The organism is Burkholderia latens (assembly GCF_001718795.1).
GTDB classification, from domain to species: Bacteria; Pseudomonadota; Gammaproteobacteria; order Burkholderiales; family Burkholderiaceae; genus Burkholderia; species Burkholderia latens_A.
In genome coordinates this window covers 1349116-1369688 of sequence record NZ_CP013438.1, presented here as the reverse complement: position 1 = coordinate 1369688, position 20573 = coordinate 1349116, and the positions used below count along the sequence as shown (strand labels likewise).

Sequence of the window (20573 nt, the reverse complement as noted above, 5' to 3'; positions counted from 1 at the left end):
GTCATGCTCCATGACGCGGATCGAAGACGTCGCGCAGCCCGTCGCCGAGCAGGTTGAACGCGAGGCTGACGAGCAGGATCGCCGCGCCGGGCAGCGTCGCGACCCACCATGCGTCGAGCAGCACGTTGCGGCCGGACGCGACCATGAAGCCCCATTCCGGGCTTGGCGGCTGCGCGCCCAGCCCGAGGAAGCCGAGGCCCGCGACGGTGAGAATGATGCCGGCCATGTCGAGCGTCGCGCGCACGATCACCGACGACATGCACAGCGGCACGATGTAGCGCAGCAGGATCCGCGGGCCCGATGCGCCTTGCAGCCGGGCCGCGTGGATGTAGTCGGCCTGCGCGATGCGGATCGTCTCGGCGCGAGCAAGCCGCGCATAGGCCGGCCACGCGGTGATCGAGATCGCGACCACCGCATTGACCACGCCGGGGCCGAGCGCGGCCGCGAACGCGAGCGCGAGCACGATCTTCGGGAACGCGAGCGCAATATCGGTGATGCGCATCAACACGCTGTCGACGAAGCCGTCGCAATAGCCGGCGGTCGTACCGATCAGCAGGCCGATCGGCACGACGATCACGACGACGAGCAATGCGATGCCGAGCGTGAGGCGCGAGCCGCCGATCAGCCGCGACAGGATGTCCCGGCCGAGCTGGTCGGTGCCGAGCCAGTGCGATGCGGAACCGGGCGGCAGCAGGCGGTCGGACAGCACCTGGCGCAGCGGGTCGTGCGGCATGATTAGCGGGCCGACGATCGCGACGACGATCAGCGCTGCCAGGATCGCAAGCCCGAACAGGTTCAGCGGATTGGTCGCGAAACGGCGCCAGCGGCGGTATGCGAGGCCGAACGCGGCTTGCGAGCGCGATGCGGGCGCATCGGAAAGCAGCCACGCGCGCAGTGTGAGACGTTCGGCATTCATGGTCGGGCGGCCTCAGGCATGGGTGGAACGAGATGCAGGATGGAAACGGTCATGTCGAAGCGGCCCTCAGCGCGCACGCGGATCGAACACGCGGTACAGCGCGTCGGTCAGCAGGTTGACGGTGATGAACATCACGCCGATCACGAGCGTCGCGCCGAGCACGGCATTCATGTCGGCGTTCAGGAGTGCGCCGGTCAGGTACGAGCCCAGCCCCGGCCATGCGAACACGATCTCGGTCAGCACCGAACCTTCGAGCAGGTTGCTGTACGTGAGCGCGATCACGGTGAGCAGCGGCACCGCGATGTTGCCGAACGCATGCCGCCAGATCACCCGCCGCTCGGACAGGCCCTTCGCGCGCGCAGTGACGATGTATTCCTGGCTCAGCTGGTCGAGCATGAACGAGCGGGTCATCCGGCTCAGGTACGCGACCGAGTAGTAACCGAGGATCGCGGCCGGCAGCGCAATGTGCGACAGCGCATTACGGAACACGTCCCACTCGCCGGCAAGCGCCGCGTCGAGCAGCAAGCTGCCCGTACGCGGATCGACCATCCCGTCGTAGACGGGATCGAGCCGGCCCGGGCCGCCGACCCAATGCAGTCGCGCATAGAACAGCAGCAGCCCCATCAGCCCGAGCCAGAACACCGGCACCGAATTGCCGATCAGGCCGACGAAGCGGGCGATGTGGTCGATCGGCCGGTTGTGCTTTACCGCCGCGGCGACGCCGAGCGGCACGCCGATCGCGATCCCGATCAGCGTCGCGATCGTCGCGAGTTCGAGCGTAGCCGGAAACACGCGTCTGATGTCGTCGAGCACGGGGTTCGACGTCAGCAGCGACATGCCGAGATTGCCGTGGAGGACGTCGCGCGCGTAGATCAGGAACTGCGTGACGAGCGGCTTGTCGAGGCCGAGTGCGATGCGCTCGGCCGCATACGCTTCGGCCGATGCGCGATCGCCGAGGATCGCGAGCACGGGGTCGATCGGCACCTTGCGGCCGATCACGAACGTCAGCGCGAGCAGCCCGGCGAACGTGACGGCGAGCGTGAGCGCCCAGCGCAGCACGCGCAGCATCCAGCGTACGGCCGGGCTCCGCGCGGGCAGCGTGCGCAGCGTTTCGAGGGAGGAGGCGGGAGTCGACATGCGGGGAACGTTATTGCTTCTTCAGGTTACGGTACGACACGAGATCGTTGATCGGCCCGACTTCGAGCCCGCTCACGCCGGGACGCGTCGCGACCTGCGCGACCTTCTCGAACATGATTACGAACGGCGAGCGCGCGAGCATCTCCTTCTGCATCGCCTGGTAGCGCTGCGCGCGCTGCGCGGCAGTCGGTTCGGCGAGCGCGGCGTCGGTTTCCTTCGTCAGTCGAGGAATGTCCCAGCTGTTGCGCCAGGCCAGCATCTTGTAGCTGGACTTGTCGGAATTGTCGGGATTCCATGCGAAGCCCTGCGCGTTGCTGTGCGGATCGATGTAGTCTGCCGACCATTCGCCGATGTAGATGTCGTGCTGACGCGCGCGGTATTTCGCGAGCGTCTGCTTGTTGTCGCCAGGGATCAACTGCACCTTGACACCCGCCTGGGCGAAGTTCGCCTGCACGGCCTGCGCGATCTCGGTGTACGGATAGTCATTGCGCACGTCCATCGTCACCGAGAAGCCGTTCGGCACGCCGGCTTTCGCGAGCAGCGCCTTCGCCTTTGCGACGTCGAGCTTGTACGGATTCGAATTCAGCGTGCCGAGGAAGCCTTCGGGCAGGAACGTCTGGTGCACCTTGTAGGTCGTCTTCACGACGTTGGCCTGGATTCCCGCGTAGTCGACCAGCCACTTCAGCGCTTCCTGCACGTCGGGTTTCGCGAGCGTCGGGTTCTTCGTGTTCAGGCCGAGATACAGCAGCGTCGCCTGCGGCGAGGCCGCGACCTTCGCCTTGCCGGATTTGACGACCGATGCGAGATCGTCGGGGCTCAGGTCGCGCGCCGCGTCGACGTCGCCGTTTTCCAGCAGCAGCCGCTGGCTTGCCGCCTCCGGCACGTGGCGCAGCACGATGCGCTTCATCGCGAGCGGCAGCCGGTAGCCGTCGAAGCGCTGCAGCAAGATGCTGTCGCTCGGCGACCACTTGACGAGCTTGTACGCGCCGGAGCCGGCTTCGTTGGTCTTCAGCCATGCGTTGCCGAAGTCGTTGCCCTGCTGGTGCGACAGCAGCAATTTCTTGTCGACCACCGACGCGGGCCACGAGCCGAGCACGTTCAGCACGAAGGTCGGCGCGTACTTGTGGTCGGTCGTGATCGACACCGTCTGGTCGTCGAGCTTTTTGACGTTCGCCGTGACGTTGGCCTTCGTGAGCCCGATGCCGGTCAGCACCGCGGCCGGGCCCTTGTCGAGCAGCACCGCGCGCTGGATCGACCATGCGACGTCGTCGGCCGTCAGCGGGTTGCCGGAGTGGAACTTGAGGCCCTGGCGCAGCTTGAACGTATAGGTCAGCCCGTCGGCGCTCACCGTCCACGACTGCGCGACGTCGCCGTTGAATTTCGACGGGTCGCGCAGATCGACGCGCACGAGCCGGTCGTACGTGTTCGCGACGTATTCCTCCGGCACGAGCTCGTAGATCTCGCCGGGGTCGAGCGTCGTGAACTCGTCGAGCAGCGCGGCCATCACGAACATGTCCTTCGGGGTTTCCGCGCGGGCGGCGCAAAGCGGAACGGCGGCGAGCACCGATGCGGCGGCCAGCGCCGCGATGAGCCGGGTGGTCGTTGATTTCATGGGCGCTTCTCCATCTGTCGTTTGAGTCGTTGAACGTGCAGGAAAAAGGGGGCGTGCAGCGTCGTCACATCATCTGCCACGGGCCGCTGGCCGTGTTGTCGATCGGCGGCAGCGCGCGCGAACCGGGCAGCTCGTAGTGCCACCACTCGCTGTCGATATGCGCGAAGCCGGCCGCATGCATCACGCCGAGCAACAGCAGCCGGTTGCGTTGCACGGGTTCCGGCAACCCCGCGTGAAAGTGGCCGGAAGCGGCCACCATCTCGTCAAAGCCCGTGCCCATGTCGAGCGGGTCGCCGTTCGCGTCGACGAGCGTCAGGTCGATCGCGGTGCCGCGGCTGTGGTTCGACCCGCGGCCGAGATCGGCGACGAAGTTCGGATCCGGCAGGAAATCCCACAGCACCTGCTGCGCCTGCGGCGGCCGGTACGCGTCGTAGATGCGCAGCACGAAGCCGGCTTGCGCGGCGATGTCGACCGCGCGGCGCAGCGCCGCTTCGGCCGGCTCGAGTAGCAGACAGTGTGCGTTGCGGTAGATCGGCTTGCCGGTCAGGTTGCGCTCGGTCGCGTAGACGAGATCGATCTCGACGCGATGCGTGGCGGGCGTGATTTCAACGAGGTGGTGACGGTTCATCGGTGGTCCGGGTTCACTCAGGATTCGAATTGGTCGAACGTGCGCTGCAGCTCGCGGTTGCGCGCGACGCGCCGGTCGATCGCGGGACCGAGGCGGTCGACCACGGCGGTGATCAGCAGGTTGAACAGGCAGGTGAGCGGCGCGAGCGAATCCCAAAACTGGCCGACGTCGGTCTTCACCTGCAGCAGGTCGGCCGGCCATTCGCGCGCCCACGGGCAATACAGATCGGTGACGAGCGCGAACGGCTGGCCGCGTTCGGCAGCGGCCTCGCAATAGCGGCGCGCGGTGCGCGAATAGGCGCGCGTGTCCGTGACGATGCAGTACGGCCGTTCGAACTCGGAATTCAGCGAATCGACGTATGAGCCCGACTGGCCGTCCGAATAGAACACACGCGGGCGCAGGTATTCGAGATAGCTGCTGAACGCGTTGCTGATCCCGCGGGTCGACTGGATGCCGAGGATGAACACGGCATCGGCCTGCGCGATCCGGTCCGCGACCTGCGCGAACACCGGACCTTCGGCGAGCCGGTACACGTGCCGAATCGCGTCGAGTTCGCGATCGAGCGACGACGCGAGCGTGCCGCTGCTGCGATCGCTGTCGCGCGCGCCGGCCGTCGTTTGCGTGGCGGCGGCGCGGCGGTACTCGTCGAGGCGGTCGGTGATCATCCACGGGCGATCGCTGCTCCCGCGCAGTTCGCGTTTCAGATCGTCGAGATTTCGGTAACCGACGCTACGCAGAAAGCGCCCGACCGAAATGCCGCTGGTGCCGGTCTGCTGCGCGATCTGATCGGCGGTTTCGAGACCGAGCCGATCGAGGTTCGCGAGCATGTAGCTGGCGATCCGCTTCGCGGTCGGCGTCAGCTCGGCAAAGCGTGATTCGACGGTATGGGCGAAGGCGCAGGTCATCGGATGTTAGATCGTTGTCATTGGATGGTTGGATGACATGTATCTAACAAAGCCAAAATCAGCGGCGCCAGCGAATAAAAACTATGGACTTGTGCGGAGCGATAGGGGGTGGCGACCCCGCTTCTGTTGTTCTCGCTGCGAGCGCCGCTGCCCTCGCAATCATTACAAAACGCCGACCGGATAAGATTAAATCATTAATTCAGGTTAATAATTCATTTAATTTTTAAGTCGACTTGTATTTAACTTGCGTCACGGTCTGCCGCTTTTCGATAAATGGGAAAGTGGTGAGTGTCCGGAGTGAATATTCGATTATTTGAAATGGTGAAGAGGGAACCATGACGAATCTTTCTCGACGCAAGATGTTGACGAGTACGGCCGGTGCGATTGCTGCCGCGGGTATTGCCGTCACGGCGAAAGCCGCTTCGTTCGGCAACCCGGACAGCCCGCCGGAAGGCGCGATAAACGCGCGCAACAAGCAGGGATTGACCGATCCGGGGCCGCAAAATCCCGCATTGGCGAATCAATTTCCGTCTTTTCAGGATCCGCCGGCTACCGATATAAACGGCATGCCGTTATTCTGGGCGTCGTTCAATAATGCTCATAAACGCATTCAAAATGGCGGATGGGCGCGCGAAGTCACGCAGGACGATTTCGCGATTTCGGAAACGATATCCGGCGTCAACATGCGGCTGACGCGTGGCGGCATTCGCGAGATGCACTGGCACCAGCAGGCCGAGTGGGCCATCATGCTCGACGGCCGCTGCCGGATTACCGTACTCGACGAGCTGGGGCGGCCGTCGGTGCAGGACGTGAAAACCGGCGATCTCTGGTATTTCCCGCCGGGCCTGCCGCATTCGCTGCAAGGCATCGGCACCGACGGCGCCGAATTCCTGCTCGCTTTCGACAACGGCCGCGCATCGGAATTCAACACGCTGCTGTTGACCGACTGGGTCGCGCATACGCCGCCCGACGTGCTCGCGCTCAATTTCGGCGTGCCGGCCGACGCATTCAGGAACATTCCGCTCGACAACCTGTGGATCTTCCAGGGCGACGAACCGGGGCCGCTCGCGGACGCGCAGCGCGCATCGGCGTCGTCGGCCGGCGTGCCGCCGCACCCGTTCATCTTTTCGCTCGGCGCAATGAAGCCGTTCAAGAAGACGCGCGGCGGCGAAGTGCGGATCGCCGACAGCACGAACTTCAACGTATCGCAGACGATCGCGGCGGCACTCGTCACCGTGCATCCCGGCGGCATGCGCGAACTGCACTGGCACCCGAATGCCGACGAATGGCAGTACTACCTGCAGGGCGAAGCACGGATGACGGTGTTCGACACGGGGCCGAAGGCGCAAACGGCCGACTTTCGAGCGGGCGACGTCGGTTACGTGAAGAAGAGCCTCGGGCACTACGTGCAGAACACCGGCCATACCGATCTCGTGTTCCTCGAAATCTTCAAGACCGACCGCTATGCGGAGGTGTCGCTGTCCGACTGGCTCGCGCACACGCCGCCGAAGCTGGTCGAGGCGCATCTGAACATTGCACCCGACGTGCTCGCGCGGTTTCCGCGCAACCGTCCGGACGTCGTACCGCTGTAACGCCGCAGCGACAGGCCGGCCGCCGAGGGCCGCTCCGCGGCCGGCCATTCCCATTTCAACGGAAACCCGACCATGATTCCCGTCCCGAGCAAAACCGGCAGCGGCTATGCGCTGCCCGATCTCTCCACCGAGCGCGCCGGCGGCGCGGCGCGCGCCGCGCTGGAAGGGCGCCGCACCGGCATCGCCGCGCTGCTGCCGTTCGTCGGCCCGGCCGTGATCGCCTCGATCGGCTACATGGACCCCGGCAACTTTGCGACCAACATTCAGGCAGGCGCCGCGTACGGGTACCGGCTGCTGTGGGTCGTGCTCGTCGCGAACGCGATCGCGATGCTGTTCCAGGCGATGTCGGCGAAGCTCGGCATCGTGACCGGCCGCAACCTCGCGCAACTGTGCCGCGATCATTTTCCCGCGCCGCTGGTGTGGGCCATGTGGATCGCATCGGAGATCGCCGCGATGGCGACCGATCTCGCCGAATTTCTCGGCGGCGCGCTCGCGTTCGGGTTGCTATGTCACCTGTCGCTATTCGCGGGGATGATCGCGACGGCGCTGGCGACCTGCGCGATCCTCGCACTCGAGAAACGTGGTTTCCGGCCGCTGGAAGCGGCGATCGCGGCGCTGGTCGGCGTGATTGGCGCGTGCTATGTCGGCGAGTTGGCGATCTCGCCGCAGGACTGGCATGCAGCCGCATTCCATTTGCTGGTTCCACAGATTCCCGATCATGCGGCACTGGCGATCGCGGTCGGGATCGTCGGCGCGACCATCATGCCGCATACGCTGTACCTGCACTCCGGTCTCACGCAGGATCGCATCGCACCGCGCGACGACACGGAGCGGCGCCGGCTCATGCGGTTCTCGAACCGGGAGGTCATCGTTGCGCTGGGCCTCGCCGGGTTCGTGAACATCGCGATGGTGATGATGGCCGCGTCGGCGTTCCATGCAAGTGCGCCGGGCATGACCGATATCGGCGACGCGTACCACACGCTGATCCCCGTGCTCGGGCCGGCGGCCGGTGTACTGTTTCTCGTCGCGCTGCTGACGTCGGGCGTGTCGAGCTCGGTAGTCGGCACGATGGCCGGGCAGGTCGTGATGCAGGGTTTCATCCGGCGTCGCATGTCGCTCTGGATCCGGCGTGCGGTGACGATCGCACCGGCGTTCGCAGTGGTCGCGTGCGACTGCGACGTCACGCGCGCGATGGTGGCGAGCCAGGTCGTGCTGAGTTTCGTGCTGCCGATGCCGATGATCGCGCTGCTCGTTCTGTCGGCGCGGGCGGACGTGATGGGGCGCTACGCGATGCGGATGCCGCTGCGGATCGTCGCCGGTGCAGCCACGATCGTGATCGTCGGACTGAACGCGTATCTGGTGTGGGCGGCGTTCAACTGAACGGCCGGCGCGGCGCAGGCGGTGTCGTACGACCCGCGCGGCAAGCCGGAGCCGGCGCGCGGGCAGGGTCGCGAGCTTACTTCTTCAGCGTCCGGTACGACACGAGATCGTTGATCGGCCCGATTTCCGGCCCCGTCGTGCCGGGGCGCGTCGCGACCTGCACGACCTTCTCGAACATGATGATGAACGGGGAGTTCGCAAGCACGGCCTTCTGCAGAGCCTCGTAGCGCTGCGCGCGCTTCGCGGGCGACGGCTCGACCAGCGCGGCCTCGGTGTCGTTCGTCAGCTGCGGGACGTCCCAGCTGTTGCGCCACGCGAGCATCTTCGTCTTCGACTGGTCGGAATTGTCCGGATTCCACGCGAAGCCGCGCGCGTTGCTGTTCGGATCCATGTAGTCGGGCGACCATTCGCCGATGAAGATGTCGTGCTGGCGCGCGCGGTACTTGCCGATCGCCTGCTTCGCATCGCCTGCGATCAGTTTCACGCGGATGCCGCCTTGCGCGAAATTCGCCTGCAGCGCCTGCGCGATCTCGACATACGGATAGTCGTTCGGCATGTCCATCGTCACGTCGAAGCCGTTGGTCAATCCGGCCTTCGCGAGCAGCGCCTTCGCCTTCGCGACGTTCTGCTTGTACGGATTCGAATTGAGCGTGCCGAGGAAGCCTTCCGGCAGGAAGGTTTCATGCACCTTGTAGGTCGTGCTGACGATATTGCGCTGGATGCCGTCGTAATCGACGAGCCACTTCATCGCCTGCTGCACGTCCGGCTTCGCGAGATTCGGGTTCTTCGTGTTCAGGCTCAGGTACAGCAGCGCGGACACCGGCCACGACGCGACCTTGATCTTGCCTGCCTTGGTCAGCGCGGCGAGGCTGTCGGGGCTCAGGTTGCGCGCGGCATCGACGTCGCCGTTTTCCAGCAGCAGCCGCTGCGCAGATGCCTCGGGCACGTGGCGCAGTACGACGCGCTTCATCGGATACGGCGCGCGGTACTTGTCGAAACGCTGCAGCACGATGCTTTCGTTCGGCGTCCACTTGACGAGCTGGTACGGGCCCGAACCGGCGTCGTTGGTCTTCAGCCAGCCGCTGCCGAAATCGTTGCCCTGCTGGTGCGACGTCAGCAGCTTCTTGTCGAGGACGGATGCCGGGCACGCGCTCAAGACGTTGAGCACGAAGCTCGGGGCGTACTTGCGGTCGGTTTCGAGCACGAAGGTTTGCGGATCGACCGCACGCACCTTCTGCATCACGTTCGCCTTCGTGAGACCGAGATCCGCGAGCACGCCGGCCGGACCCTTGTCGAGCAGCACGGTGCGCTGCAGCGACCACGCGACGTCGTCCGCGGTGACCGGGTTGCCGGAATGGAACGGCTGGCCGGCGCGCAGCTTGAACGTGTAGGTGATGCCGTCGGCGCCGACCGTCCACGATTGCGCGATCTGCCCGTCGAAGCGCGTCGGGTCCTTCAGGTCGACCCGCACGAGCCGTTCGTAGGTGTTCGCGACGTACTCGGACGGCACGAGTTCGTAGATTTCGCTTGGATCGAGCGTCGTGAATTCGCCGAGCTGCGTGGCGACGACGAAAATGCCGGGCGGCGTCGCGGCCTGCGCCGGCAGCGCCGGAACGAGTGCGACGAGCGCGGCGCTGACGAACAGCCGGGACAGCAGATGCTTCATGCGGGCTCCGTGGAAAAGGAATCGTGGTGCGATTCTCTCATCGACGGCAGCCCGGATGAAAATATTCGACCGGCGCGCAGCGTAGCGCCCGCGCCGATACCGTTTCGCGGCGCCGGGCGCCCGGCGCCGCGAAAAATCAGATCACGCAGCGCGCGATCGCGAAGCGCATCGCTTCCTCGGCCGGCTCGCTGCCGGAGCCGCGCACGACCTTGACGACGGAGCCGCTGCCCGACGGCGTGAGCGTGACGAAGTACGAGCGCGAGCCGACGGTGATGTCGGTCACGCCGTTGTGCTGCGACTGCTCGGTGCCGGACAGACGGCTGTCGAGACAGTTCGCGATTGCATGCGCGGGGCGCGTCGACGACACGTAGATCATCGGCGCCGAGCCGGACGCGGCCGAGTCGGACGAGGGCGCGGAACCGCAGGCAGCGAGCAGGGCGGCGGGAAGGAGCAGCAGGAATCGTTTCATGATCGGAGTCGTCGTGTGTGTCGTGTCGACGCTGTGGCGCGGGTATGCGAAACGCGGCGCTTCGCGACGAAACCGCCGGCATCGCGCCGTTTGCTGACGGCCGATGCGGGAGGCGGCTGACGTCGAAGTATACCTGCGGCCTCCGGCGCACGCGGCGCGCTGAAACGATTCGATACAACAAGCGCCCGCTGTCGCCGTGCGGCAGCGGGCGTTTCAACGATGGCGAATCGACGCTTGCCGGCGTTACGGGCCGATCTTGTGGCTGACCGCGTTTTCCTGCTGGTTCAGCACGTGCTTTTCGCTCTGCGTGATGTGGCCGTGATCCTGCGCGGCCATGTCCCGCTCTTCCCGGCGGATTCTGCGGTCGTCACGGTGCAGGCGCGCGGCCTGCGCGTGCGACATCTCGCCTTCCTTCACTTCGTGACGGATCCGGCGATTTTGAGCGGCGAGGCGCTGGTTCACCTCCTCGCGGCGCGGATGCGCGTGTTGCCACGGCGTGTCGGCGAACGCGGCGCCGGTCAGCACCGACATCAGCATGGCGGCGACTGCGACTTGTCGGGTAACGGCTCGCATGATGTTTTCTCCTGTCGTTGCGCGCCGCGAATCGGGGCGCTTGTCGAAAAAACGCCGTGCCCCGCCCGGATGTTGACGTTTCCGGCCGTATCGATTGCAAGTCTTTATTACGTTCGGGGTTGCGCGCGGGCTGGTGCAAGATTGGGCGTTCAATGCGCGCCCGCGGCCGAACGACGGTCGCGGCGCGCCGTTACGCCGCCGCCGATGCACGCGCGGGCGCGCGGTGCAGCAGCACCGGCACCGACTTCGACGTCGGTGTATTGCACACGTCGCCGACGCTGTCGAGCGGCACCAGCGGATTCGTTTCCGGGTAGTACGCGCCGATGCAGCCGCGAGGGATGTCGTATTCGACGAGCAGGAAACCATCTGCGCGCCGCTCGATGCCGTCGTGCCACACCGTTTCCATGTCGACCCATTCGCCGGCCTGCAGCCCGAGCATCGCGAGGTCGTCGCGATTGATGAACACGACGCGGCGCTGGCCGTACACGCCGCGATAGCGGTCGTCGAGCCCGTAGACGGTCGTGTTGTACTGGTCGTGCGAGCGCGTCGTCATCAGCGTCATCAGCCGCTTGCCGTGCAGCGCGCGGGCACGCTGGATCGGCGTGTCGGCCGGCAGCGCATGCGCGATGAAGTTCGCCTTGCCTGTCGGCGTCAGCCATTCGCGGTCGCGCGATGCGACCCGCAGATGGAAACCGCCGGGCCGCGCAATGCGCGCGTTGTAGTCGTAGAAGCCGTCGAACGTCGCCTCGATCGCGTCGCGGATCTTCGCGTAGTCGCGCTTGTACGCGAGCCAGTCGATCTTGCCGCTGCCGAACAACGCATGGCCGATGTGCGCGACGATCGCGGGCTCCGACATCAGGTTCGCGGACGCCGGCTTGTTCATTCCGTACGACACGTGGACCATGCTCATCGAGTCTTCGACGGTCACGCCTTGCGCGACGTTGTCCTGCAGATCGATCTCGGTGCGCCCGAGAGTCGGCAGGATCAGCGCGTCGCGGCCGTGGATCAGGTGGCTGCGGTTCAGCTTGGTCGTGATGTGCACCGACAGATCGCAGCGACGCATGCCTTCCCACGTGCGTGGCGTATCGGGCGTCGCCATCGCGAAGTTGCCGCCGAGGCCGATCAACACCTTCACGCGGCCCTCCAGCATCGCTTCGATCGTTTCGACGACGTCGTAGCCGTGGTGGCGCGGCGGCTCGAAGTCGAACACGCGGCCAAGCCGGTCGAGAAACGCCTGCGACGGCTTTTCCTCGATGCCGACCGTGCGATTGCCCTGCACGTTGGAGTGGCCGCGCACCGGACACAGGCCGGCGCCGGGGCGGCCGATGTTGCCGCGCATCAGCATCAGGTTGGTGAGCATCTGCACGGTCGCGACCGAATGCTTGTGCTGCGTAATGCCCATTCCCCACGTCGCGATCACGCGCTCGCTGCGCGCATACAGTCGCGCCAGGCCGTCGATCTGCTCGTACGGCACGCCGCTTTCGGCGGTCAGCGCGGACCAGCTTTCGTTGCGCAGATCGTCGGCGAACGCGTCGAAGCCGGCCGTGTGCGCGTCGATGAAAGCGGTATCGAGCACGCGCGGCGCGCCGGCGGCGCGTGCTGCATCGTCGAGTTCGAGCACGCGTTTCGCCATGCCCTTGATCAGCGCGAAATCGCCGCCGATCGGCGGCTGGATGAACGTCGATGCGATGTTTGTGCCCGACATCGTCAGCATCTCGAGCGGGCTTTGCGGATCGGCAAAACGCTCGAGCCCGCGCTCCTTCAGCGGATTGATCGACACGATCGTCGCGCCGCGCTTCGCGCATTCGCGCAACTCGCCCATCATTCGCGGATGATTGGTCGCGGGGTTCTGGCCGAAGATCAGCAGCGTGTCCGCGTGCTCGAAGTCGTCGAGCGTGACGGTGCCCTTGCCCACGCCGACCGACGCCGGAAGCCCGCGGCTCGTCGCCTCGTGGCACATGTTCGAGCAGTCGGGGAAGTTGTTCGTGCCGTACAGCCGCACCAGCAGCTGATACAGGAACGCCGCCTCGTTGCTCGCGCGGCCGGACGTGTAGAACGCGGCCTGGTTCGGGTCCCGCAGCGCGCGCAGGCGGCGCGCGATCAGCTCGAATGCGTCGTCCCACGCGATCGGCACGTAGCGGTCGGTTTCCGCGTCGTACACCATCGGGTCGGTCAGCCGGCCGTGCTGTTCGAGTTCGAAATCGGTCTGCCCGAGCAGTTCGCCAACCGTGTGCGCGGCGAAGAACGCCGGCGTCACGCGCTTGCTCGTCGCTTCGGCGGCCACGGCTTTCACGCCGTTCTCGCAGAATTCGAACGTCGACGCGTGCTGGCGGTCCGGCCACGCGCAGCCGGGGCAGTCGAAGCCGTCCGGCTGGTTTTGCCGCAGCAGCGTCCGGTAGTTGCCGCCTGCGACCTTTTCCTTGATCAGGTTGATCGTGACGGCTTTCAGCGCGCCCCAGCCCGCGGCCGGGTGGGTGTACGGTTCGATGCGCGCGGCGGCGGATTTCTTTTTCATGATGCTGCGATGCGGGTGTCGGGAGCGATGCACGCAGCGTACGCGCGGCGAGGCGCCCGCTGTGTGTACACCTTTTGTCTTGAAAAAAGAGTACAGTTTCGGCCAGTCAGGTCGTGCGGAGCGCAACTGTGTTGTTGAAGGGACGTTGAAAGGGAGGCGCGTGAAGCGTTACGAACAACTGGCCGACGATCTGCAGACGCAGATTGAACGCGGGGTGTACCGGCCCGGCGAGCGGATTCCGTCGGTGCGGCAGGCGAGCCGGCAGCAGCAGCTCAGCGTGACGACGGTGCTGCGCGCGTATCTCGTCCTGGAGAGCCGCGGGCTGATCGAGAGCCGGCCGCAGTCCGGCTATTTCGTGCGCGCACGGGCTGCGGCGCCCGTCGAGGCCGAGCTGAACATATCGGCGCCGGCCGCCGAGCCGTCGGCGGTGGATGTGAGCCGGCTCGTGCTGTCGACGCTGCGCTCGATCTCGCGCGACGATGCGGTGCCGCTCGGCTCGCCGTATCCCGACGCGTCGCAGTTCCCGGTACAGCGCCTCGCGCGCCATGCGCAGGCGATCGGCCGGCGCCGCACGCGCTGGGGCGTGATCGACGATCTGCCACCCGGCAACCAGGAGCTGATCCGCCAGATCGCGCGGCGCTACGCGGAGCGCGGAATCGCGGTCGAGCCGGCCGAGATCGTCGTGACGATCGGCGCGACCGAGGCGATCAACCTGTGCCTGCAGGCGGTCGCGAAACCGGGCGACACGATCGCCGTCGAATCGCCGACGTTCTACGCGATGCTGCACGCGATCGAGCGGATGGGCATGCGCGCGCTGGAAATCGCCACGCACCCGGGCGACGGCATCGATGTCGACGCGCTCGAGCGGATCCTGAAGCGCGAGCGGATCGCCGCGTGCATGGTGATGCCCAATTTCCAGAATCCGCTTGGCTTCCGGATGCCCGATGCGCGCAAGCGCGCGTTGGTCGAGCTGCTCGCGAAGCACGGTGTGCCGGCGATCGAGAACGACGTCTATCACGAACTGCATTTCGGCGACGCGACGCCGAGCGCGTTGAAGTCGTACGACCGCGATGGGCTCGTGCTGCATTGCGCGTCGTTCACGAAGAGCCTGTCGCCGCGCTACCGGATCGGCTGGGCGATGCCGGGCCGCTACCGCGACCAGGTCGAGAAGCTGAAATTCCTGAACACGCTCGCGACGCCGGCGATCGAGCAACTCGCGATTGCCGAATACCTGAAGTACGACGGTTACGATTTTCATCTGCGGCGGATGCGCAAGCTCTATGCGCAGCAGGCGAACCTGATGAGCGCGATGGTGCGGCGCTTTTTCCCGGAAGGCACGCGGCTGTCGCAGCCGCAGGGCGGCTACGTGCTGTGGGTGGAATTGCCGCGCCAGGTCGATGCGATGAAACTGTATGCGCTTGCGCTCGCGCAGCGGATCACGGTCGGGCCCGGCCACATGTTTTCGGCGACGAACGACTACCGGCATTTCATCCGGCTCAACTACAGCTATCCGTGGTCGCGGCAGATCGAGGAGGCGCTGAAGGTGCTGGGGCGGCTCGCGGCCGAGTGCGCGAGGCGCTGAAAGGGCGCGTGGCGTTGGCGCGAACGATCGTCTGTTCGCGGCGCAAGTGATGGCGAGTTTGTCGACGCGTGCGCGGTGCCGGCGCGCTGGTTCATCGCCGACCCATGCGCGATCACCCGTCCCGCTACCCGTTCGCCACGCTCGACCACCGCGGCAGCCGCAGCGCCGTCACGAAACTTGCCGCGTGCAGCGCGCACAGCAGACCGAACGCCGCTGCGTACGCGGCCCCACGTGTGCCGCCCGCCGGCATCGATTCAGCCTGCAGCCGCCACGCAAGAAACAGCGTGCACATCGTCGTGAACGTCGGACCGCCGAGGCGCTGGACGATATTGAGCGACGTCGTTGCCATCGGCAGGCTACGGCGCTCGACTGACGCATACGCGGCCGAAATCGACGGCGCGCCGATCGCGCTCTGGCCCATTCCGCGCAGAAACAGCGCGGGTACGAGCACGTACGGATCGTACCCGGCGAATGCAAGATACGCGAACGGCAGCGTTGCCGCGAGCGCGAGCAGTGCGCCGGCGGCAGCCAGCCTGCGCACGCCGAACCGGCTCGTCAGCGCGCCCATCGATGGATAGGTCACCAGCATGCCGAGGCCGAGCGGTGCGAGCAGCCAGCCCATTTCGCCAGGCGAACGTCCGCATGACTGGATCAGAAACACCGGGATCAGCATCTGGCCCGCGTAGATCGCGCCATTCGACAGGAACTGCGTGGCGGCCGCCGCGCCGAACGCGCGCGAGCGAAACAGCGCGAGATCGATCAGCGCACGCTCGCCGTGGCGCTGCTCGACGCGCAGGAACGCCGCGAGCAGCAGCGCCGACACCGCGATCGCGGCGATGCCGGGCGCCGCGGCGACCCGCTCCGCGCCATACAGGAACAGCACGAGCGCCGGCGACAGCAGCGCAAGGCCGATCCAGTCGAGTTCACGCCGCTGCGTGTCGTCGCGATCGCCGGGCAGGAACCACACGGCCAGCGCGAGCGCGAGCGCGCCGATCGGCAGGTTCACGAGAAACAGCCAGCGCCACGACGCGTGCTGCAGAATCGCACCGGCGACGACCGGCCCGAGGATCGGCGCGATCAGCACCGGCACCGCCGCATAACCGATCACGCGCGCCATCTGCTGGCCGGCGACGCGTGCGATCATCATCTGCGCCATCGGCGCGAGCAGCCCGCTGCTCACACCTTGCAGCACGCGGAACGCGATCAGCGACGGCGCGGACCACGCGAGTCCGCACAACGCTGACGTCAGCGTGAACGCGGAGAAGCACCACAGATACAGCGCCTTCGCACCGATGCGATCGACCAGCCAGCCGTTCAGCGGCAGCACGAGCGTGAGCGCGAGCAGATAGCCGCTCGTCACCCACTGGATCGTCGCCAGGCTGGCGTGCAGATCGGTTGCAAGACTCGACAGCGACACGTTGACGATTGTCGCGTCGAGCTGCGACAGCAGCGAGCCGAGCGTCGCGACCGCGCTGACTTTCCAGATCGACGGATCGAGCCGGCTCGCCGCGCGGCCCCGCGTCGGCGGGATGCGTTTGTCGTTCACGCGCCGCGCCGGTCGAGCAGCGTGAGGATCTCCTGCGTCGAACCCGTCTCGCCGAGGCGCGGAAACAGCCGCTCGACGCTATTCGTGTGCGCGTGCGCATTGAGATCGGTCATCGCATCGACCGCGAGCGTCACGTTGTAGCCGAGTTCGTGCGCCTGCCGCGCGGTCGACTCGACGCCGATGCTCGTCGCGACGCCGGTCAGCACGATTTGCGTGACGCCGGCCGACTGCAGGTATGCGTGAAGATCGGTGCCGGTAAACGCGCCCCAGGTCTTCTTCGTCACCGTGTGGTCGTTCGGCTGGCGGTTCAGTTCGGGCACGAGTTCGGCCCAGTGGGCGGGAAGCTGCGCGGTGCGCGGCGGTTGCTCGGTGCGGCCTGGTGCGACTCCCGCGACGTTGACCAGCACGACCGGCAAGCCGCGGCTGCGGAATGCATCGAGCAGTTCGCGGGTGCGCGCGATCACCGGTGCGATCGGGTATGCGGTCGGCAGTGCGACGATGCCTTTTTGGAGATCGATGACGACGAGTGCGGTGTTCGTGTCGAGACGGGTCGTGCTCATGATGCGGATGCTCCGTGAAGGGCAGGGGGGACGCGTGCGCGCGTAAGCCGCGCGGCACGCGGGCGGCTTACTGCTCGCCGATGCGGCGGATCAGCGGGATTGCCGCGGCGAGCGTGGCGATGTCTTGCGGATCGAGTTTTCCGATCGCGGCGCCCAGCCACTCGTGTTTCGCGGCGTGCCGCTTGCGTCGTGCGTCGAGGCCGGCGGCGGTGAGTTTGAACAGAATCTGGCGGCCGTCGGTCGGATGCGGCTCGCGCTCGACGAGCGCGTCTTCCTCGAGGCTCGCGAGAATCGCCTTCATCGACTGCGGTTTCATCGCTTCGGCGCGTGCGAGTTCGGCGGTCGTCATCGGGCCCTGTCGCTCGAGTCGCGCGAGCGCGCTCGTCTGCGACATGCCGAGCCCTTCGGAATCGATTTCGGAACGCAGGCGACGAATCAGCTGGCCGACCGCGAGGGTCAGGTCAGCTGCGACTGTGTCGGCAGAAACGCCGGATTTGCGTGGCGGTGTCATGCGGCGAATCATAGAACACAACAGGCAAACTTGCAAGTTTGACTGTTTAAATGATTGGCGCGACACGGCGCGAGGTTACCGGTGCAACCGGCGGCAGGGGCAATGAACGCTCGTGCCTGCGGCGAATCTGCGGGATGCGGCGGGCAGCGAACGGCGCCCGGGCGCTGGCGTTACACGCGCCGCGGCAGCGGGACCGGTACGACGCCGCTGCACTTCGGCGACGCGTTCTCGTGCAGCAGGTCGCCGAGATATTGCGCGAGCTCGTCCGCGGCCAGCGCGGGTGGAATGTGCAGATTCGCCGGCCGCCGCTTGCCGTCGGTGCCGAGGTCGAACACGTTCCAGCGGCCATTCGATCGTACGACCGCGAGCAGGCGGCCGAACGCATTGAAACGGTATTCGTGCAGCATCGCTTCACTCCGCCGTGGATGAATGGGGCCGCCGCACGCGTCGTGAGCCGGCGTGGTTACTGGATCGAGCAGCTCAACCAGCGATGGATCTTCAGTGCATCGCTCGACACGCCGGCGCGCGTCGGTGCACCGAGCAGCACGATCGTTTCGCGGCGGCCCTTCACGCGCATGCGCATGACGACGCCATGCCCGGATTCGTTGATGAACCCCGTCTTTTGCAGCCGGATCGGCAGGCGACCATAGCGCACGAGCGGATCGGAGTTCACGTACAGCAGCTCGTCGTCGCCGGCCTGCACGGTAGTCGACGTGTCCGTCGAGAAATAGCGGATCAGCGGATCTTGAGCGGCGGCGCCGACGAGCCGCGCGAGATCCTCGGCGGTCGACACGTTGTGCGGCGACAGGCCGGTCGCCTCGCGAAAATGCGTATGACGCATCCCGAGCTGGCGCGCTTTGCGGTTCATTGCCTTCACGAATGCCGTGCGGCCGCCCGGATAGTCGCGGCTCAACGCGGCCGCCGCGCGGTTTTCCGACGACATCAGCGCGATATGGAACATCTGGCGGCGCGACAGTTCGGCGCCGATCGGCAGCCGCGAACCGGTGAACTTGATCGTGTCGCGATCGTGTGCGGTGACGCGCAGCACGCCGTTCAGCGGGCGGTCCGCGTCGCGCGCGACGACCGCCGTCATCAGCTTCGAGATCGACGCGATCGGCCGCACGGTGCGCGCGTTGCGGGCGAGCAGCGGCGTGCCGGAGTCGACGTCGAGCACGTACGCCGCGCGCGAATTCAGCGAACGAAGCGCGCGCGGCGTGTAGCCGCAACTCGCCAGGAGCCGCGGTTTCGGGGCAGCGCGCGAGCGGACCGCGGTCGTATGTTTGGCGCGCCGGTGCGGCGCGGGCGCCGCGTGGCGCTTGACCGCATGATGCTTCACGCGCGGGCGGCGGTGCTTGACAGCCTTTTTCTTGCGATGAGCGGGTTTTTTCTTGACGACTTTTGCATGCGCTTGCGGCGCCGCCGTGCGATGCGGCTGCGTGTGCTGCGCGGACGCGTTCGTTGCGAACGCAAGTGTCAGGAAGGACAGGGCGATGATCAGGATGGTCCTGGCGCGCGGCAGACGCGCGATGAAGCCGGTCAAGCGAAAGTCTCCTTTTCACGCGCGTTGCAGCGGCGCGAAATGCGTGGGCGGGCAGCGGGTGCGGGAAATTATACGGTCGTTCGAGGTGCGATGGCGTTGGATGCGCACGCGATGATGTGCGATACCGGCCGGTTCGCGGGGCTTATTCGGATGATCGACGGCGGTCTCGCGATGGTGCGCGCGTGACGCACGGGGTCAGCGCGGCCAGTTCCGCCTCGACACGACCGCGAAGCTGATCGCGATCGAACCGGTGACGGCGCGCGGCGGCGCGTCGTCGAGCGCGTCGCCGAAGCGAAAGCGGCGGCTGCGTCCGTCGGCGCGTGCGGCGCGAGGTTCGGTCACCGGCAGGGCGGCCGCGGCGCGGCGTTCGTCGGCGGCAACCGTGTCGGACGGAACAGCGGCCACGCACGCGGCCTCGAGATCGACGGACATGACAGTGAATTCCGGGAGGGGGATGTCCGTATTGAACGCCGCGCCGTTCGATCAGTAAAATGAATGTTTCGATCGATATGATTCCTTTGAAGAATGGAATTGAAACTGCTGCGCACGTTTCTGACCGTCACCGAGCTCAGTCATTTCAGCCGCGCGGCCGACGCGCTGCATATGAGCCAGCCGGCGCTGAGCAAGCAGATCGGCGCGCTGGAGGCGAGTCTCGGCGGCAAGCTGTTCGAGCGCGGCCGGCACGGCGCGGAGCTGACGCCGTTCGGTGAACGTTTTTTGCCCGATGCGCAGGCGCTCGTCCGCGATGCCGACGAGATCCTCGCGCGGGCGCGCGAGGCGACCAGCGGGCAGCGCGGGCATCTGCGGCTCGGCATCTGCCTGTCCGTGCTGACGCTCGTCCCGAAACTGATCGCCGAATTCCGCCGGCGCAATCCGGGTGTCGCGGTGACGCTGAGCGACCTGTCGTCGGCCGAGCAGACGCGCCGCTTGCGCGCCGGCAAGCTCGACGCCGGTTTTCTGCGGCTGCCTTCCGAAGAAGGTTTGTCGTCGTTCAAGGTGATCGACGAGGGGCTCGCACTCGCGGTGCCGCCGCACCTGGGTTTCAAGCGCGTGCCGGCCGATCTCGACATGCTGAACGAGATCGGTTTCATCGCGTTGCAGCGCGCGCGCGGCCCCGGTCTCGCCGCGCAGATCGACCGATGGTGCGTCGAGCGGCGTTTCGTGCCGCACGTGACGCAGCAGGCGGAAGACGTGCAATCGGTGCTCACGTCGGTCGCGGCCGGGGTCGGCGTCGCGTTCATTCCGTCGCGCGCGCAGTATCTGCTGCGCGATGCGACCGTCCTGCCGCTCGCCGGCCGCGACGCGAAATGGCGTGTCGGCCTCGCGTGGCTGGCCGGTCGCGACGATCCCGTGACGACGCGTTTCGTGTCGTTCATGCGTGCGGCGATCAACGGCGTGTGACGCGCGTATAGTGTTTGCGTCCGCATCCCCGACGAATGGC

19 protein-coding genes are annotated in these 20573 nt (G+C 66.4%); 4 read left to right on the top strand and 15 right to left on the bottom strand.

From position 1 onward, the window contains the following. Window position 1: 1 nt before the first annotated feature. The 5 genes from nikC to sapR all read right to left on the bottom strand — a co-directional run bounded on the left by nikC (window position 2) and on the right by sapR (window position 5198). Window positions 2-916 (bottom strand): nickel transporter permease, encoded by a 915-nt coding sequence (gene nikC, locus WK25_RS25400; RefSeq protein WP_069243079.1) that lies wholly within the window; start codon window positions 914-916, stop codon window positions 2-4. 66 nt (window positions 917-982) lie between these two features. Further along, the gene (locus tag WK25_RS25395) at window positions 983-2053 is read right to left on the bottom strand and encodes an ABC transporter permease (protein WP_040140085.1); all 1071 of its coding nucleotides are present in this window, start codon (window positions 2051-2053) and stop codon (window positions 983-985) included. A 10-nt stretch (window positions 2054-2063) separates the two neighbouring features. Continuing rightward, window positions 2064-3665, bottom strand: coding sequence for an ABC transporter substrate-binding protein (locus WK25_RS25390; protein WP_069243078.1), 1602 nt, complete (start codon window positions 3663-3665; stop codon window positions 2064-2066). Between the two features lie 64 nt (window positions 3666-3729). Next, window positions 3730-4293, bottom strand: a complete 564-nt coding sequence (ddpX, locus tag WK25_RS25385; protein ID WP_069243077.1) for a D-alanyl-D-alanine dipeptidase — start codon at window positions 4291-4293, stop codon at window positions 3730-3732. A 17-nt stretch (window positions 4294-4310) separates the two neighbouring features. Then, a complete protein-coding gene (sapR, locus tag WK25_RS25380) occupies window positions 4311-5198 on the bottom strand; it encodes a sap1 transcriptional regulator SapR (protein ID WP_040140079.1) in 888 nt (295 codons plus the stop codon). A gap of 335 nt (window positions 5199-5533) precedes the next feature. On the opposite strand from sapR, the gene WK25_RS25375 reads away from it, so the two are divergent. Then, the gene (locus WK25_RS25375; protein WP_040140077.1) at window positions 5534-6790 is read left to right on the top strand and encodes an oxalate decarboxylase family bicupin; all 1257 of its coding nucleotides are present in this window, start codon (window positions 5534-5536) and stop codon (window positions 6788-6790) included. A 72-nt stretch (window positions 6791-6862) separates the two neighbouring features. Continuing rightward, the gene (locus WK25_RS25370) at window positions 6863-8170 is read left to right on the top strand and encodes an Nramp family divalent metal transporter (RefSeq protein ID WP_069243076.1); all 1308 of its coding nucleotides are present in this window, start codon (window positions 6863-6865) and stop codon (window positions 8168-8170) included. Window positions 8171-8246: 76 nt separating this feature from the next. Here WK25_RS25370 and WK25_RS25365 read toward each other — a convergent pair whose 3' ends face one another. From WK25_RS25365 to WK25_RS25350, 4 genes are all read right to left on the bottom strand, one after another. Then, complete coding sequence (locus WK25_RS25365) at window positions 8247-9836, bottom strand: ABC transporter substrate-binding protein (protein WP_069243075.1); 1590 nt, start codon at window positions 9834-9836, stop codon at window positions 8247-8249. Window positions 9837-9972: 136 nt separating this feature from the next. After that, entirely contained in the window at window positions 9973-10305 is a 333-nt protein-coding gene (locus WK25_RS25360) for a sugar ABC transporter ATPase (protein ID WP_040140071.1), read from the bottom strand. Window positions 10306-10548: 243 nt separating this feature from the next. After that, the gene (locus tag WK25_RS25355) at window positions 10549-10878 is read right to left on the bottom strand and encodes a hypothetical protein (RefSeq protein WP_069243074.1); all 330 of its coding nucleotides are present in this window, start codon (window positions 10876-10878) and stop codon (window positions 10549-10551) included. A gap of 190 nt (window positions 10879-11068) precedes the next feature. Further along, window positions 11069-13393, bottom strand: a complete 2325-nt coding sequence (locus WK25_RS25350; protein ID WP_069243073.1) for an FdhF/YdeP family oxidoreductase — start codon at window positions 13391-13393, stop codon at window positions 11069-11071. 160 nt (window positions 13394-13553) lie between these two features. On the opposite strand from WK25_RS25350, the gene WK25_RS25345 reads away from it, so the two are divergent. Continuing rightward, on the top strand, window positions 13554-14975 hold the full coding sequence (locus WK25_RS25345; RefSeq protein ID WP_059547202.1) for a PLP-dependent aminotransferase family protein: 1422 nt from the start codon (window positions 13554-13556) through the stop codon (window positions 14973-14975). Between the two features lie 124 nt (window positions 14976-15099). Here the strand turns inward: WK25_RS25345 and WK25_RS25340 are convergent, their stop codons facing one another. The 6 genes from WK25_RS25340 to WK25_RS25315 form a co-directional block, all read right to left on the bottom strand. Then, window positions 15100-16521: a DHA2 family efflux MFS transporter permease subunit gene (locus WK25_RS25340; RefSeq protein ID WP_069243072.1), complete on the bottom strand. Its 1422-nt coding sequence runs from the start codon at window positions 16519-16521 to the stop codon at window positions 15100-15102. Then, a complete protein-coding gene (locus WK25_RS25335; protein ID WP_069243071.1) occupies window positions 16518-17081 on the bottom strand; it encodes an isochorismatase family protein in 564 nt (187 codons plus the stop codon). The genes WK25_RS25340 and WK25_RS25335 overlap by 4 nt, the downstream gene beginning before the upstream one ends. Window positions 17082-17148: 67 nt before the next feature. Continuing rightward, the gene (locus WK25_RS25330) at window positions 17149-17604 is read right to left on the bottom strand and encodes a MarR family winged helix-turn-helix transcriptional regulator (RefSeq protein ID WP_040140059.1); all 456 of its coding nucleotides are present in this window, start codon (window positions 17602-17604) and stop codon (window positions 17149-17151) included. Between the two features lie 158 nt (window positions 17605-17762). Beyond that, complete coding sequence (locus WK25_RS25325) at window positions 17763-17999, bottom strand: DUF7661 family protein (protein WP_040140057.1); 237 nt, start codon at window positions 17997-17999, stop codon at window positions 17763-17765. A 56-nt stretch (window positions 18000-18055) separates the two neighbouring features. Beyond that, on the bottom strand, window positions 18056-19132 hold the full coding sequence (locus WK25_RS25320; protein ID WP_040140055.1) for a serine hydrolase: 1077 nt from the start codon (window positions 19130-19132) through the stop codon (window positions 18056-18058). 195 nt (window positions 19133-19327) lie between these two features. Then, window positions 19328-19564: a hypothetical protein gene (locus WK25_RS25315; RefSeq protein ID WP_052110979.1), complete on the bottom strand. Its 237-nt coding sequence runs from the start codon at window positions 19562-19564 to the stop codon at window positions 19328-19330. A 93-nt stretch (window positions 19565-19657) separates the two neighbouring features. Between WK25_RS25315 and WK25_RS25310 the strand changes: the two genes are divergently transcribed. After that, window positions 19658-20533 (top strand): LysR family transcriptional regulator, encoded by an 876-nt coding sequence (locus WK25_RS25310; protein ID WP_069243070.1) that lies wholly within the window; start codon window positions 19658-19660, stop codon window positions 20531-20533. Window positions 20534-20573: the final 40 nt, after the last annotated feature.

Excerpts from the sequence above, each read along its gene's own strand:
- nikC (WP_069243079.1), bottom strand. The coding sequence starts at position 916 with ATGAATGCCGAACGTCTCACACTGCGCGCGTGGCTGCTTTCCGATGCG.
- WK25_RS25395 (WP_040140085.1), bottom strand. The coding sequence starts at position 2,053 with ATGTCGACTCCCGCCTCCTCCCTCGAAACGCTGCGCACGCTGCCCGCG.
- WK25_RS25390 (WP_069243078.1), bottom strand. The coding sequence starts at position 3,665 with ATGAAATCAACGACCACCCGGCTCATCGCGGCGCTGGCCGCCGCATCG.
- ddpX (WP_069243077.1), bottom strand. The coding sequence starts at position 4,293 with ATGAACCGTCACCACCTCGTTGAAATCACGCCCGCCACGCATCGCGTC.
- sapR (WP_040140079.1), bottom strand. The coding sequence starts at position 5,198 with ATGACCTGCGCCTTCGCCCATACCGTCGAATCACGCTTTGCCGAGCTG.
- WK25_RS25375 (WP_040140077.1), top strand. The coding sequence starts at position 5,534 with ATGACGAATCTTTCTCGACGCAAGATGTTGACGAGTACGGCCGGTGCG.
- WK25_RS25370 (WP_069243076.1), top strand. The coding sequence starts at position 6,863 with ATGATTCCCGTCCCGAGCAAAACCGGCAGCGGCTATGCGCTGCCCGAT.
- WK25_RS25365 (WP_069243075.1), bottom strand. The coding sequence starts at position 9,836 with ATGAAGCATCTGCTGTCCCGGCTGTTCGTCAGCGCCGCGCTCGTCGCA.
- WK25_RS25360 (WP_040140071.1), bottom strand. The coding sequence starts at position 10,305 with ATGAAACGATTCCTGCTGCTCCTTCCCGCCGCCCTGCTCGCTGCCTGC.
- WK25_RS25355 (WP_069243074.1), bottom strand. The coding sequence starts at position 10,878 with ATGCGAGCCGTTACCCGACAAGTCGCAGTCGCCGCCATGCTGATGTCG.
- WK25_RS25350 (WP_069243073.1), bottom strand. The coding sequence starts at position 13,393 with ATGAAAAAGAAATCCGCCGCCGCGCGCATCGAACCGTACACCCACCCG.
- WK25_RS25335 (WP_069243071.1), bottom strand. The coding sequence starts at position 17,081 with ATGAGCACGACCCGTCTCGACACGAACACCGCACTCGTCGTCATCGAT.
- WK25_RS25330 (WP_040140059.1), bottom strand. The coding sequence starts at position 17,604 with ATGATTCGCCGCATGACACCGCCACGCAAATCCGGCGTTTCTGCCGAC.
- WK25_RS25325 (WP_040140057.1), bottom strand. The coding sequence starts at position 17,999 with ATGCTGCACGAATACCGTTTCAATGCGTTCGGCCGCCTGCTCGCGGTC.
- WK25_RS25315 (WP_052110979.1), bottom strand. The coding sequence starts at position 19,564 with ATGTCCGTCGATCTCGAGGCCGCGTGCGTGGCCGCTGTTCCGTCCGAC.
- WK25_RS25310 (WP_069243070.1), top strand. The coding sequence starts at position 19,658 with ATGGAATTGAAACTGCTGCGCACGTTTCTGACCGTCACCGAGCTCAGT.